13 protein-coding genes are annotated in these 14,472 nt (G+C 75.4%); 7 read left to right on the forward strand and 6 right to left on the reverse strand.

Translation table 11 applies throughout. The annotated features are described in order from the left end of the window. Positions 1–667: 667 nt before the first annotated feature. The 4 genes from qcrB to ctaE form a co-directional block, all read right to left on the reverse strand. Positions 668–2,350 (reverse strand): cytochrome bc1 complex cytochrome b subunit, encoded by a 1,683-nt coding sequence (gene qcrB / locus ACYX4T_RS02980; RefSeq protein ID WP_476013094.1) that lies wholly within the window; start codon positions 2,348–2,350, stop codon positions 668–670. After that, positions 2,347–3,444, reverse strand: a complete 1,098-nt coding sequence (qcrA, locus tag ACYX4T_RS02985) for a cytochrome bc1 complex Rieske iron-sulfur subunit (RefSeq protein WP_476015171.1) — start codon at positions 3,442–3,444, stop codon at positions 2,347–2,349. Before qcrA ends, qcrB begins: the two co-directional genes overlap by 4 nt. Before the next feature lie 80 nt (positions 3,445–3,524). After that, positions 3,525–4,352 carry a cytochrome bc1 complex diheme cytochrome c subunit gene (qcrC, locus tag ACYX4T_RS02990; protein WP_476013095.1) on the reverse strand — a complete coding sequence of 276 codons (828 nt, stop codon included), beginning with the start codon at positions 4,350–4,352 and terminating at the stop codon, positions 3,525–3,527. A 77-nt stretch (positions 4,353–4,429) separates the two neighbouring features. Next, on the reverse strand, positions 4,430–5,050 hold the full coding sequence (ctaE, locus tag ACYX4T_RS02995; RefSeq protein ID WP_476013096.1) for an aa3-type cytochrome oxidase subunit III: 621 nt from the start codon (positions 5,048–5,050) through the stop codon (positions 4,430–4,432). Between the two features lie 294 nt (positions 5,051–5,344). Here ctaE and ACYX4T_RS03000 point away from each other — a divergent pair, with 294 nt between their 5' ends. Next, the gene (locus ACYX4T_RS03000) at positions 5,345–5,761 is read left to right on the forward strand and encodes a response regulator (protein ID WP_476013097.1); all 417 of its coding nucleotides are present in this window, start codon (positions 5,345–5,347) and stop codon (positions 5,759–5,761) included. Then, entirely contained in the window at positions 5,758–6,813 is a 1,056-nt protein-coding gene (trpD, locus tag ACYX4T_RS03005) for an anthranilate phosphoribosyltransferase (protein ID WP_476013098.1), read from the forward strand. Before ACYX4T_RS03000 ends, trpD begins: the two co-directional genes overlap by 4 nt. A gap of 58 nt (positions 6,814–6,871) precedes the next feature. Here trpD and ACYX4T_RS03010 read toward each other — a convergent pair whose 3' ends face one another. Then, positions 6,872–7,150, reverse strand: coding sequence for an Lrp/AsnC family transcriptional regulator (locus tag ACYX4T_RS03010; RefSeq protein ID WP_476013099.1), 279 nt, complete (start codon positions 7,148–7,150; stop codon positions 6,872–6,874). Positions 7,151–7,204: 54 nt separating this feature from the next. Next, positions 7,205–8,965 (reverse strand): DEDD exonuclease domain-containing protein, encoded by a 1,761-nt coding sequence (locus tag ACYX4T_RS03015; RefSeq protein ID WP_476013100.1) that lies wholly within the window; start codon positions 8,963–8,965, stop codon positions 7,205–7,207. 119 nt (positions 8,966–9,084) lie between these two features. Between ACYX4T_RS03015 and ACYX4T_RS03020 the strand changes: the two genes are divergently transcribed. From ACYX4T_RS03020 to ACYX4T_RS03040, 5 genes are all read left to right on the forward strand, one after another. After that, positions 9,085–10,473: an NYN domain-containing protein gene (locus ACYX4T_RS03020; RefSeq protein WP_476013101.1), complete on the forward strand. Its 1,389-nt coding sequence runs from the start codon at positions 9,085–9,087 to the stop codon at positions 10,471–10,473. 102 nt (positions 10,474–10,575) lie between these two features. Next, positions 10,576–10,938: a hypothetical protein gene (locus tag ACYX4T_RS03025; RefSeq protein WP_476013102.1), complete on the forward strand. Its 363-nt coding sequence runs from the start codon at positions 10,576–10,578 to the stop codon at positions 10,936–10,938. A 307-nt stretch (positions 10,939–11,245) separates the two neighbouring features. Next, positions 11,246–12,265: a C40 family peptidase gene (locus tag ACYX4T_RS03030; protein WP_476013103.1), complete on the forward strand. Its 1,020-nt coding sequence runs from the start codon at positions 11,246–11,248 to the stop codon at positions 12,263–12,265. A gap of 41 nt (positions 12,266–12,306) precedes the next feature. Continuing rightward, complete coding sequence (locus ACYX4T_RS03035) at positions 12,307–13,194, forward strand: alpha/beta fold hydrolase (protein ID WP_476013104.1); 888 nt, start codon at positions 12,307–12,309, stop codon at positions 13,192–13,194. Between the two features lie 46 nt (positions 13,195–13,240). Next, positions 13,241–14,386, forward strand: coding sequence for a glycosyltransferase family 4 protein (locus tag ACYX4T_RS03040; RefSeq protein WP_476013105.1), 1,146 nt, complete (start codon positions 13,241–13,243; stop codon positions 14,384–14,386). Positions 14,387–14,472: the final 86 nt, after the last annotated feature.

Below are 14,472 nucleotides of genomic sequence, written 5' to 3' on the forward strand. Positions count from 1 at the left end.
TCGGTCCTCTCGGTGGGAGCGAACGCGCTGTTCGCGGCTTCTAGGGGAGCGAACGGCGCGTTCGTGTCCATCGCGCGGAGCGCCGGGGGTGGCTGGTCGGGGAGCGAGGGACGCCCTCGCTGCGTGCCAGCCAGCCGGTGACGCCCTCGGTCCGGGTCGCGGGATCCTGGGTGGGCGGCTGGTGGGGGAGCGAGGGACGCCCTCGCCGCGTCCGAGGCAGCCGGTGACGCCCTGGGTCCGGGTCGCGGGGTCCTGGGTGGGTGGCTGGTGGGGGAGCGAGGGACGCCCTCGCTGCGTCCGAGGCAGCCGGTGACGCCCTGGGTCCGGGTCGCTGGGTCCTGTTGCCCGCCTCCACGGAGGGTCAGCTCCTCCGGCCTTCGTGCGGACCCGAACGCGGCGCGGGGTGGTGCGCCCTCGGAGCGCTCGCCGCGTGTCGCGCGATCGAGGATGTGGCGATCCTGGCGTTGAACGCCAGCGATGCCGCATCGCTGGCACACCCCGTGCGCCGAGCACCCCTGCAGGACGGGCCAGGGCGGGCCAGGACGGGCCAGGACGCGTCAGGACACCCCGCGTCGATCTCGGGCGGCGCTCGGGGGAGGCCCGGGAACGACGACGGGCCGGGAGCGTCGCGCTGACGCTCCCGGCCCGTCGAGGGTCGTGCTGCTGCCTACTCCTGGATGTCGCGGGGGCGCCCCGCGTCCGGACGGCCCGCGAGCTCGCGGTTCTCGCCCGGCTCGACCTGGAGCGGGTCGTCACCGTGCCCGCCACCGGCGAGGGCCTCCTGCTCCTCGGGCGGGTCGGGGCGGAACCAGCCGCCCTTGAGGGGCGAGCCGGCCGAGCCCAGGTCGTTCATGCGCTTGGGCACCTTGGCGCCCTGGTAGGCGAGCGGGACCGCGTGGCCGTGCTCGTCCACGCCGCCGAGGGGCTGGTGCACCTCGACGAACTCGCCGTGCGGCAGGCGCTTGATGTGGCCGGTCTCGATGCCGTGCTCGAGCACTTCGCGGTCGCTGCGCTGGAGGCCCAGGCAGATCCGATAGGTCGCGAAGTACACGAGCGGCGGGCCGACGAGCAGGCCGATGCGCCCGATCCACGTCATCACGTTCAGGGAGATGTCGAACGTGTAGGCGACGATGTCGTTGCCGCACGCCAGCAGCAGCCAGAAGTAGAAGAACATGGCCATCATGCCGGTGGCGGTGCGCACGGGCACGTCACGCGGACGCTGCAGCAGGTTGTGGTGCGCCTCGTCGCCGGTCAGCTTGCGCTCGATCAGCGGATAGAGCGCGAGCAGGGTGGTGAGGATGCCCATCCCGATCACGGCCGGGAAGAAGATCGCCGAGATCGTGTACTGCCCGAACAGGTACATCTCCCACGCGGGCCACAGACGGACCGCGCCGTCGAAGATGCCCATGTAGAAGTCGGGCTGGGAGCCGGCGGAGACCTGTGTCGGGTCGTACGGGCCGAGCTTCCAGATCGGGTTGATCTGGAACGCGCCACCCATGATCGCCATCACGCCGACCGAGACGATGGTGAAGCCGCCGGCCTTGGCGGCGAACGTCGGCAGGATGCGGACGCCCACGACGTTGCGCTCGGTGCGGCCCGGGCCGGGGAACTGGGTGTGCTTCTGGAACCACACCAGCGCCACGTGCAGCGCGATGACCGCCAGGATGATCCCGGGCAGCAGGAAGACGTGGACGATGTAGAGCCGCGGAATGATGATGTCGCCCGGATACTCGCCGGCGAAGATGGCCCAGTGCAGCCAGGTGCCGATCACCGGGATCGACATGATGATCGCCGACACGCCGGTGCGGATGCCGGTGCCCGAGAGCAGGTCGTCGGGCAGCGAGTAGCCGAGGAAGCCCTCGATCATGCCGGTGAGCAGCAGGACGACACCGAGCACCCAGTTCGTCTCACGCGGGCGGCGGAACGCACCGGTGAAGAACGTCCGCATCATGTGCGCGATCATCGCCGCGACGAACAGCAGCGCGGCCCAGTGGTGCACCTGGCGGACGAACAGGCCGCCGCGGACGTCCATCGAGATGTTGACGGTCGACTCGTAGGCCATCGACACCGTCACGCCGCGCAGACCGGGGTAGACGCCCTCGTAGGTCGTCTCGGCCATGGACGGGTCGTAGAACACCGCGAGCCACGTGCCCGAGAGCAGCAGCACGATGAACGCGTACATGTTGATCTCGCCGAGCATGAACGACCAGTGCGTCGGGAAGACCTTGTTGATCTGTCGCCGCAGCGGTCCGGCCGGGTGGAAGCGGCTGTCCGCCTCGTCCGCGGCCGTTCCGGCCAGCTTCATCGCCAGGCCGCCGCCCTTGCGGGTGGGTGTGGTGATCGAGCTCATGAGTTCCGCTCCCAGAACGCCGGACCCACCGGTTCGATGAAGTCGCTGCGTGCGTACAGGTAACCCTGATCGTCCACCGCGATCGGCAGTTGCGCCAGTGGACGGGCAGCCGGGCCGAAGACGGGCTTGGCGTACTCGTTGGCCTGGAACTGCGACTGGTGGCAGGGGCAGAGGATGCGGTTCGTCTGGTCCTCGTAGAGCGACGTGGGGCACCCCATGTGGCTGCAGATCTTCGAGTAGGCGAACAGCGTGCCGTAGTTGAAGTCCTCCTGGCCCTCGCGCTTGATCACCGCGACGTTCGGCCGGAGCCGGATGAGCATGACGGGCGAGTCGGCCGTCCGCAGGATCTCGGCGAGGTGCTCGGGGTCCGTGCGGTCCTCCTCCCGGAACGGGACGACCGTCTCCATGGCGCCCGGCTCGAGGTCGCCGGCCCTGACGAGGACGACGTCGGTCGGGACGCCGGTGTTCTTCCGCAGGTAGACCCGCTCACCGTTGTGCGACTTCCACTCGGTGACGAGCAGCGGGGAGTCCGGGCCCTCCTTCCACGGGTTCTTGACGAGGCCGCCGAACGCGGCGACGAGGACACCCAGGCCGAGCACGCCGCCGGCGGCCCCGAGCGACCGGTAGATGAGCTTGCGGCGGCCGATCCCGCTCTGCTGCCCGGTCTGCACCAGCCGGGCCGCCGCGGTCCGGCGGTCGATCTCCTTCGAGCGCCCGTCGTGGCGCTGCTGGATGGTGAGGTCCTCGGGCAGGAGCTTCTTCGAGTAGGCGATGACGCCCATGCCCATGGCGAACACCGACAGGCCGAACGTGACCCCGATGATCGGCGTGTAGAGCGCGTACACCCACGCGCCCTCCTCGTAGGCCGGCCGGTACTCCCACGGCCACCAGATGAAGGCCACGAGGAAGGCGATCCCCATGACCGCCGCGAGGATGAACCAGCCGGCGACCTGGCGCTCGGCGCGCTTCTCGGCGCGCGTGCCCGGCACGGGGAAGCGCTCGCGGGACGAGACGACCTCGAGGTCGTCGATCTGGTTGCCCAGACGGACGAGGTCGTCGGTGCTCATCCGCGCGAGCTCCTCGTCCGACGGGATGCGCGGCGTCGCGTCCGACGGGTGGGGCTCGGTGGGGGCGTTGGCGCCCTTGTCCGCGGGGGTATCGGTGGGGCGCGTGCTCACTGGCGGGATCCGATCCAGAGGGAGATACCGATGAGGGCCGCGAGGCCGACGAAGAAGGCGACGAGGCCCTCGGGAACGGGGCCGAAGCCGCCGAGCCCGGCGCCGCCCGGGTTGACGCCGGTGTTGTTGCTCGAGACCGACTTGATGTAGCCGATGATGTCCCGCTTCTCCTCGGGGGAGAGCTGCGAGTCGGCGAACACGGGCATGTTCGCCGGGCCCGACAGCATCGCGGCGTAGATCTGCTCCTCGGACGCGGGGTCGAGGTTCGGGGCGAACTTGCCCGACGACAGGGCCCCGCCGCGTCCGGTGAAGTTGTGGCAGGACGCGCAGTTGAGGCGGAACAGCTCGCCGCCACGGCCGAGGTCCTCGCCGCGCAGCTGCTCGCCGCTCTCGACCACCGGCGTCGTCGGCCCGCCGCCGTTGGCCTGGATGAAGGCGCCGAGGGCGTCGATCTGGGCCTCGTCGAACCGCGGGGGCTTGCGCTCCGCCGCCGCGCCCTGGGCGGCGAGCGGCATCCGGCCCGTCGAGACCTGGTAGTAGACCGAGGCCTCGCCGACACCGATGAGGCTGGGACCGCGCCCCTCCACGCCCTGCAGGTTGGTGCCGTGGCAGGTGATGCAGGAGTTGTCGTAGATCTGCTGGCCCTCGCGGACGATCGCGGGGTCCGCGGCGATCGCCTGGTCGGGCTGCGGGGTGAACACCGTGTAGAGGCCGCCGACGGCGACCAGCGCGACGCCCAGCGCGAGCAGCCCGGACAGGCGCCGGCGCATCTTCGACCCGCGCCGTGCCCGCGTGCCTGCGGGGCGGGGCTTCTCGTCAGTCATGGGGTGCCCAACCTCGAGCTCTCCTCGCCGTGGGTGGTGGTCCTGGCGGTCGTGCGGGGTGTGGCCCGTGCCGGCCATCAGCGGATGAAGTAGATGACGGCGAACAGGCCGATCCAGACCACGTCCACGAAGTGCCAGTAGTACGAGACGACGATGGCGGCCGTCGCCTGCGCCGGGGTGAACCGACTGAGGAACGTGCGGGCGATCAGCAGGACGAACGCGATCAGACCGCCGGTGACGTGCAGCGCGTGGAAACCGGTCGTGATGTAGAAGACCGAGCCGTAGGAGCTGCTCGCGATCGTCGTCGCGTGCTCGGTGACCAGCGTGTAGTACTCGAAGACCTGGCCGAGCACGAAGACCGTGCCCATGGCGAAGGTGATGGCGTACCAGCGGCGCAGGCCGAAGACGTCACCGCGCTCGGCGGCGAACACGCCGTACTGGCAGGTGAACGACGAGGCCACCAGGATGATCGTGTTCACCAGCGCGTACGGGACATCGAGCTCGGTGGGGTACGGCGGCCATTCCTCGGCGTTCGCGCGCGCGACGAAGTACATGGCGAACAGCCCGGCGAAGAACATCAGCTCGCTGGAGAGCCAGATGATCGTCCCCACGCTCACGACGTTGGGCCGGTTGAGGGAGTGAATCCTCGCGCTGAAGGAAGGCGCCGGCGCACCCTGGGCGGTCGTCACGGGCGTCATGATGACACCTCCGGCCGACACCAGCCCGCTGGGGCGCGGCGCCGCACGGGCCCCGACCCGTCGATCCGTGACCGCCGCCGTGGCCGGGTGCGGACCCGCGCCGACCTGCACCGCCCCTCACCTGCGGGTTCTCCTACCAGCCGTCGTACGTCGGGTCGTCGTACCGGTCCGTGGGCGCCCGTCGCGAGGGCCGTGGGGGAGGGCGTCAGGTGGTCGTGACGTTCCGTGCCGACGTTCCGGGCCGACCGCTAGCATCCGGCGCATGCAGGACACCGAGCGCGGCGGAGCCACGCGATGACCGCCCCGGCGACCACGCTCACCGTCGTGGTGATGAGCCACCGCCCGGAGGTCCGCGAGGCGATCGCCGGCGCCGTCGGCCGCCGCCCTGCCCCGGACCTGCCGCGGCTGCGGTTCGTCGAGGCGAGCAGCGTGGCGGAGGTGCTCGGCGCCGCCGACGCGGGCGAGATCGATCTCGCGGTGCTCGACGGCGAGGCCCAGCCCACGGGCGGCATGGGCGTGTGCCGCCAGCTCAAGAACGAGAGCGACGACCCGCCGCCGGTGATCGTCGTCGTGCGCCGCCGGGACGACCACTGGCTCGCGACGTGGTCGCAGGCCGACGCCGTCATCGTGCAGCCGCTCGACCCGGTGACCGCGGCCGAGACGGTCGCCACCGTGCTGCGCGAGCGCGCTCGTCCCCCCGTCCGCGGGTGACCGCACCGAGCTGGCCCGGGCTCCTCGGGCGCCTGCTCGCGGGCCGGGACCTCGCCGCGGACGAGACCGAATGGGCCATGGACCAGGTCATGTCCGGTGAGGCCTCGCCCGCCCAGGTCGCCGGGTTCGTCGTCGCGCTGCGCGCCAAGGGCGAGACGGCGCCCGAGATCGCGGGGCTCGCGACGGCGATGCTCGCCCACGCCCGGCGGGTCGACGTGCCGGGGCCGGTCGTCGACATCGTCGGCACCGGCGGCGACGGGGCGCACACGGTCAACATCTCCACCATGGCCGCGGTGGTCATGGCGGCGGCCGGCGCGCGGGTGGTCAAGCACGGCGGGCGCGCGGCGTCGTCGCAGAGCGGGTCGGTGGACGTGCTCGAGGCACTCGGCGTGCCGGTGGACCTCGGGCCGGACGCCGTTGCCCGGTGCGTGGACGAGGTGGGGATCGGCTTCTGCTTCGCGCAGGTGTTCCACCCCGCGATGCGCCACGCGGGCCCGGTGCGCGGCCAGCTCGGCGTCCCGACGGCGTTCAACCTGCTCGGGCCCCTGACGAACCCGGCCCGGCCGGGTGCGGCGCTCGTCGGGTGTGCGGACATGCGGTTCGCGCCGATCCTCGCCGAGGTGCTCGCGGCGCGCGGCGACCGGGCGGTGGTCGTGCGCGGTGACGACGGGCTCGACGAGGTCACCACGACGACCACCACCACCGTCTGGCACGCCGGCCCGGGCGGGGTCCGGGTGGAGACCCTCGACCCGGCCGTGCTCGACGTCCCCGTCTCCGGGCCGGGCGACCTGCGCGGCGGCGACGCCGCCTACAACGCCGCGGTGGCCCGCGCGGTGTTCGCCGGGGAGCCGGGGCCGGTGCGCGACGCGGTGCTGCTCAACGCCGGCGCGGCGCTCGCCGCCCACGACGAGGCCGTCTCGGGCACCGCGATGACCGACCTGCACGCGGGCGTGGCCGAGGGCCGGCGTCGGGCCGCCGAGGCCGTGGACTCCGGGGCCGCGACGGCGCTGCTCGAGCGCTGGTCCGAGGTCGCGCGGCGGGTGCGGGGCTGAGCGGGCGCTGGTCCGGGCCCCTGGTCCTGGCTCTGGTCCGGGCTCTGGTCCAGGCCCCTCAGTCCAGACCCACCGCGAAGGCCGACGCGTCGTCCTGCGACGAGTAGCTGCGGAAGGCGATGTGGGTGGTGGTGCTCCGCACGCCGTCCACCTTCGACAGGCCGCCGGCGATGGCGTCCGCGAGCTGCTCGTGCTCGGCCACCTTGACCACGGCCACGAGGTCCACGTCGCCCGCGCACGAGTAGACCTCGGTGACGCCGTCGAGGTCCGCGATGGCCTGGGCGGTCTCGGGGATGCGGTCGGCGTCGGCGTGGACCAGTACGAAGGCCGTGATCACGGGTGCTCCTCGTCGCTCTTCGACGGGACCTGAGGTCCCCGGACGCGGGGGAGTCTAGGGCGGCTCGCCCGGCGCGCTCACCGCCTCGCCCGCGCCGCGGCGCGCCTCCCGGGCGCGCCCGACCCAGCCCGCCCACGCCCCGGCGCCGGCGGCGGGCATCGCCCAGGGTGTCGTGGTGCGGACCATGCGCGTGCCGGGGCGCTCGAGCCAGCGGGTGACGACGGCGACCTCCTCGGGCGGCGCGCCCCGCAGCGGCCCGTCGCCGGGCAGCACGGTCTCCGCCGACGCGACGAGGGCCTCGACGACCGGCATCGGCGGCGTCCCCCGCCGCGCGCGCCCGGCGCTGGCGAGGCGGCCGTGGCGCACGACGGCGAGGTCCCACCCGCGCGCCCCGTCCGGCCGCGCCGCGATCATCTCCGGCGCCGCGGCGACCGCGGAGAGCCGCTGGACCCGGCCGAGCGCCGCGGCGAGGTCGGCGAGGCGGTCGCGCTGGGCGGCGGCGTCCTCGAAGCGCTCGGCCGCCGCGAGCTCGCCGACCGTCGCCGACAGGCGGCGCAGCCCGGCGTCGTCGGCACCCCGGACCAGCGCCCGGGCGTCGGCGACCACCGGTCGGTAGGCCTCGACGTCGAGGTGGCCGGCGCACGGCGCGGCGCAGCGGCCCATCTCGTGCAGCGCGCAGGGCGTGCCCGACGCGCCGCGCGCCGGGATCCGCTGGGTGCACGGGCGCAGCGGCAGCGCGTCCTGCAGCGCCTCGACCGCCCGCACGGCGTCGGGTCGGCGCCCGAACGGCCCGACGGCGTCGACGCGGGGGGTGCGGACCACCGACAGGCGCGGGAACGGCTCGTCGGTGAGCGCGACCCACCAGCCGCGGTGGGGGAAGCGCGAGCGGCGGTTGTAGCGGGGGGCGTGCCCGGCGAGCAGGCGCAGCTCGCGGACCTCGGCCTCCAGCGAGGTCGCGCAGACCACCCAGTCGACGCGCTCGACCAGGCCGATCATCTCCTTCACGCGCGCCCGCTTGTCGCCGCCGGTGAAGTAGGAGCGCACCCGGCGGCGCAGGTCGACGCTGGTGCCGACGTAGAGCACCTCGTCGCCGGGGCCGCGGAACAGGTACACCCCGGGCTCCTCGGGGACGGCGTCGGCGAGGTGGCGCTTGGCCCGCTGCGCGGGGCTGACCTCGACCTGGAGCGCCAGCAGGTCCTCGAGCGTCGAGACCCCGCGCCCGCCGACGCGTTCGAGCAGCCCGTGCAGGACGTCGACGGTGGCCTTCGCGTCGTCGAGGGCGCGGTGGATCGGGCGGGTCCGGGCGCGGAAGAGGGTCGCGAGCGCGGACAGGCGGCAGGACGGCGCCTCCTCGCGGCTGAGCACCCGCCGGCCCAGCCGCGCGGTGCAGACGACGGCGGGGCGCGCCCACGAGGGGCCGTGGCGCCGGCAGGCGGCGCGCAGGTGGCCGATGTCGAACGGGGCGTTGTGAGCGACGAGCACCGCGCCCGCGCAGAACTCCAGGAACGCGCCGAGGACCGCCGGCAGGCGCGGGGCGTCGCGCACCATCACCGTGGTGATGCCCGTGAGCGCGACGATCTGCGGGGGCACCGCCACGCCCGGGTCGACCAGCGTCGCGAACTGGCCGATCACCTCCCCGCCACGCACCTTGACCGCCCCGATCTCGGTGATCGCGTCCGAGTCCGGCGGGCCGCCCGTGGTCTCGAGGTCGAGCACCACGAACGTCACCGCGGACAGCGGCGTGCCGAGCTCTCCGAACGAGAGCTGGGGGTCCGGGCCGGTGACCGGACGGGCTGAACGGGCCGTGGCGTCCATCGCCGGCGGACGCTAGGGGCGACCCCCGACACTCCGTCCTCCGTGCGGTCCTCCGTGCGGTCCTCCGTGCGCGGTCGACGGCCGGTCCGTCGCGCGCCACGGGTCTAGCCTCACCGGTCATGGACGAGGGCGGCGGCGACGCGGAGGACGTGCCGCCCGCTGCCGGGGACGTCCCGGAGGGCGACGATCCCGGGGACGACGCCGGCCGTGCCGCGGTGCGGGTCCGGCTGCTCGAGGCCGCGCCGGAGGCGGTGCGGGCGAAGGTCGCGGAGCTGGTGGCCGTGGCCGTCGGGAACCTGCCGGTCTCGGAGCTCCCGCCGCCCGTGCGGCCGGTCGCCCGCTTCGCGCCGGCCAAGCGCGCCCGCGTCGGTGCCGGCCCGCTGCTCGGCGCGCTCGGCTCGGCCGGGGGGTTCGCGGCGCGGGTCGTCGGGTGGTGGGCCGAGGAGCGCCCGGAGGACTGGCAGCCGCCCGTGCCCGACCCGGTGCACGCCGCGGCCGTCGCCGTGCTCGAGGGCCGGGAGGAGGGCTCGGGGCTGGTCCGCGACGTGGGCGAGCGCGCGGACGCGGGACGGGCGCGCGCGGAGCGAGACGCCGCCGTCGCCCGCGCCGACCGTCTCGGGGCCGAGGTGGAGCGCCTGACCGCCGAGCGGGACGCGGCGCGCGCCGCCGTCGACGCCGCGGCCGAGGAGGGTCGCGAGGAGGTCGCCAAGCTGCGCGCGCGCCTGCGCGAGCAGGGCGTGCGGGTCCGCCGGGCCGAGGACGAGGCCGCCGCGCTGCGGGCCGCGCAGGAGGCCGGCGACGGCGGGCTGCGCGCCGAGCTCGAGGAGCTGCGCCGCGACCGCGACCGCCGGCGCGAGCTCGCCGCGGCCGCCGAGGACCGCGCCCGGCGCGCTGCCGACGACCTCGCGAGCGCCCGCCGCGCGTCGGTGGAGGCCCGGCGCGCCGACGACGCCCGGCTCGCCCTGCTCGTCGACACCGTCGCGGGCGCCGCCGAGGGCCTGCGCCACGAGCTGGGGCTGCGGCGGGTCGACGCCGGCGCGCGGCCCGCCGAGCTGGTCGGCGCCGGCTCGGGGGCCGCGCCCAAGGCTCGCGTCACCGACCCCGCGGCGCTCGACCGGCTGCTCGCCCTGCCCGAGGTGCACCTCGTCGTCGACGGCTACAACGTCACGAAGACGGGCTGGCCGGAGCTCTCCCTCGCCGCCCAGCGCGAGCGCCTCGTGGCCGCGCTGGCGCCCCTCACCGCACGGACGGGCGCCGAGACGACCCTCGTGTTCGACGGCGCCGGGATCACCGGGGTGCCGACGCACTCGGTGCGCGGGGTACGGGTGCTCTTCAGCGACCCCGGGGTGCTCGCCGACGACCTCATCCGCTCGCTGGTGGGCGCGGAGCCCGAGGGCCGCCCGCTGGTGGTCGTCACCTCGGACCGCGCGGTCGTCGAGTCGGTGCGGCGGGCGGGCGCGCACCCGGTCCCGTCGAGCGTCCTGCTGACGCGCCTGTCCCGCATCTGACCTGCGGATCCGTCGTTCCGCGGCGGCGTTGTCGGGGGTCGCTCCTAGCGTGCGTGCCACGACCCCGGACCGGCCGGGGAGCGAGGCCCCCGGAGGCTCGCCGTGCTCATCGACTGCGACACCTGCGCCGTCCGCGACGTCGCCTGCCACGACTGCGTCGTCGGGGTGCTCCTCGGCACGCCCAGCGTCCCGGCCGGCGCCGGTGCCGGGGTGCGCCCCTCCGACGCCGCGCCCGGCGGCCCGCTGCCGCTGGAGTTCGGGCCGGTCGAGCAGCGGGCGCTCGAGGTGCTGGCCGACCACGGGCTCATCCCGCGGCTGCGGCTCGTGCCGCCCACAGCGCCCACGGCGCCCACGGCGCCCACGGCGCCCACAGCACCCACGGCGGCCGAGGTGCCGCCCCGGCAGCGGGACGGGCGCGCCGAATCCCAGCGGCAGCGGCCGCACCGGGCCCGGGGCGTCGGGTGAGCGCGCACCGCCCACCGCGCGCCGGACCCTCGGCCGCCCGGGCGCCGACCGTCCGGCGTGGGTCGGTCGGGGCTGTCCGTGACGGCCCAGTAGGGTTCGCTCGCCCGGACGGCGAGGACGCGCCGGGCACCGGATGGAGGCCGTCGGGGGCCGACGCGTCCGGCGCGGGGGCGGCGCCCGAGGCCCGCCCGCGGGTCCGTGGGCGTGGCACGGCCGGGCTGCGCAGAGAGGACCCGACGAGGACGTGGTGTCGCCCCGAGCCGCTGGCGTGCGTCCCGGTCGCGGGCGGACGGCCCGGCTCCTCAGGGTGCCGGTCACGGCGCTGGTGGGAGCCCTGCTCGCCGGGGTCGCGGGCCTCGGGGGCGCGACCGCCGCGTGGGCCGACCCCATCGTCCCGCCCGGAGCCCCCGACGCCGTCACGGCCCTCGCCGAGGCCAACGCCCGCGCGGCCGACGCCACGGAGGCGTCGCTGGACGCGGAGGAGCAGCTCGGGGTCCGCCGCGCTGAGGCCGACCGCACGCGCCGCGAGACCGAGAGCGCCCGCGAGGCCGCCGACGAGGCCCGCGCCGACCGCGACCGGGCCTTCGTCGACGTCGACCAGGTCTCGCGCGCGGCCTACCAGGGCGGCCAGCTCGACGCGCTCGCCGCGCTGCTGGGCAGCGAGTCCCCGCAGGCCTACCTCGACCGCACCTCGCTGCTCGACACCATCTCCACCGAGAACCAGCGCGTCGTGCAGCGCTTCCTCGACGCCACCGCGGTCGCCGAGACCGCCGAGCGCGACGCCGAGGCCCGCACCCGCGACGCCGACCGCGCGGCCGCGGACGCCCAGCGCACCGCCGACGACGCCGAGCGCCGGAAGGCCGACGCCGACCGCGAGGTCGCCGCGGCCGAGGAGGCCCTCGCCGACGCCTCGCCGGCGACGCTGGCCGCGCTGCGCCGCGGGGGCACCACCGACTTCCCGACCGACATCCCCGGCGCCGGCATCGCGATCGAGGCGCTGCGGGTCGCGCTCACCCAGCAGGGCAAGCCCTACCTCTGGGGCGCCACCGGCCCGAGCACCTACGACTGCTCGGGGCTCGTGCAGTGGGCCTACCGCCAGGTCGGGGTCGGCATGCCGCGGGTCTCGCGGCAGCAGGCGCTCGTCGGCGTCCCGGTGCCCTACCAGGACGCGCGCCCGGGCGACCTGCTGTTCTTCAACGAGCCGGTCACCCACGTCGGCTTCTACGTCGGCGGCGGCCAGTTCCTCGAGGCCCCGCAGTCCGGCGACGTCGTCAAGGTGTCGCAGGTGCGCTCCAGCCTCAGCGGGGTCCGGCGGATCGTCCTCTAGCGCCGTTGACAGGGACGTGGCCCCGATCACACCATCCGGGCATGAGCTCCCCGCAGACGATCAGCGTGCCCCACCTCGGTGGGTCGACCATCGGCTACGCGACCAGCGGGCCGGTCGACGCCTCGCGCCCGACCCTCGTCATGGTCAACTCCTTCACCACGTCGGCGGAGCTCTACCGGCCGCAGTTCGCCGACGAGGAGCTCGCCCGGACCGCGAACCTCCTCGCGATCGAGCCCTACGGCCACGGTCGTACGCGCGCCGGGTACGCCGACTTCACCTACTGGGACACCGCGATCGCGGCGCTGCAGGTCCTCGACGCCCTCGACGTCCGCCGGGCCTTCGCGCTGGGCACCTCGCAGGGCGGGTGGATCGCGGTCCGGATGGCGCTGCTGGCGCCGGACGTGGTGCAGGGCGTCGTCCCGCTCGGCACGTCGATGGACTCCGAGAGCCCCCGCAGCCGCGAGCTGGGCTGCTGGGACGGCGTCACGTTCTGCACCCCGGCGATCGACGCGCTCGCGACGCCGGTCGGGGACGACTGGGTGATCCCGACCGACCTCGTCGATGCGGTGCTCGCGGAGGGCCTCGGCGACCAGGTCGACGAGGAGACCCGCGCGTTCTGGCACGCGACCCACCAGCAGCACTACACCGGCGACGACGGGCGCCGCCGGCTGCGCACGAGCTCGATCAACCTGCGCGACCGCGACGGGCTCCACGGGCGCCTCGACGAGGTCCGCTGCCCGGTGCTGTGGCTGCACGGCACCGAGGACCGCGTGTACTCCGTGGCCAACGCGCAGGACGAGATCGGCCGGTTCACGAGCTCGCCGCACGCGGAGCTGCAGGTCGTCGAGGGCGGGCAGCACTTCCTCAGCGCCTCGGACCCCGCGGCCGTCGACGCCGCGACCGTGGAGTTCCTGCGGCGCTGGGCGTAGCGGGCCGGTCGCGGGGGGCGGCCGTGGCCCGTGCGAGGCTCCCGCGGTGGCGCGCACGCTGCTGGTCACCAACGACTTCCCGCCCCGGCCCGGGGGCATCCAGTCCTACCTCCACGCGCTCGCCACCGGGCTGCCGGCCGACGAGCTCGTCGTCCTCGCCTCGACGTGGCGGGACACCGACGAGGGGCGCGCGGCCTGCCGGCGCTTCGACGCCGAGCAGCCGTTCGAGGTCCACCGGCTGCCGACGACGATGATGCTGCCGACGCCCGGGGCGACCCGGCGGGCCGCGGAGCTGGTGCGCGCGCACGACGCGCACACCGTGTGGTTCGGGGCGGCCGCGCCGCTGGGCCTCATGGCGCCGGCGCTGCGGCGGGCCGGCGCGGCCCGGGTGCTGGCGAGCACCCACGGGCACGAGGTGGGCTGGTCGATGCTGCCGGGCGGCCGCCAGGCCCTGCAGCGCATCGGGCACGACAGCGACGTCGTCACCACGGTCAGCCGCTACACGCGCGGGCGGATCGCCGCGGCGCTCGGCCCCGACGTCGCCCTCGAGCCGCTGCCCTCGGGCATCGACACCGCGCGCTTCCGCCCCGACCCGGCCGGGCGGGAGGCGATCCGGCGGCGCTACGGGCTGGGCGAGCGGCCGGTCATCGGCTGCGTGTCGCGCCTGGTGCGTCGCAAGGGGCAGGACGTGCTGGTCGCGGCGCTCCCGCGGCTGCGCCGTGCGGTGCCGGGCGCCGCCCTGCTCATCGCCGGCGACGGCCCCGACCGGGACCGTCTCCGGCGCCTCGCCCGCACCCACGACGTCGCCGACCACGTCGTCCTCACCGGCCCGATGACCCCCGACGAGGTGCCGGCGCACCACGCCGCCGCCGACGTCTCGGCCCTGCCCTGCCGCACGCTCGGCGGGGGACTGGACGTCGAGGGCCTCGGCATCGTCCTGCTCGAGGCGCAGGCGTGCGGCGTCCCGGTGGTCGCCGGGCGCTCGGGCGGCGCGCCGGAGACCGTGCGGCCGGGGGAGACCGGGCGCCTCGTCGACGGCCGCGACCCCGCCGACGTCGCCGACACCCTCGCGGACCTCCTCGCCGACCCCGACACCGCCGCCGCCATGGGTGAGGCCGGGCGCCGCTGGATGCGCGCCGACTGGACCTGGCACGCCCGCGCCGCCCGCCTGCGCGCCCTCGCCGCCGGCTGACGGCGCGCAGGACCCCGCTCGATGATCAACGGGGAGTTCGCGCGCGTAGAGGCAGCGAACAGGCCGTTCGCTGCCTCCACGTCCGG

It is taken from the genome of Actinomycetospora sp. ABD4_176 (assembly GCF_056311855.1).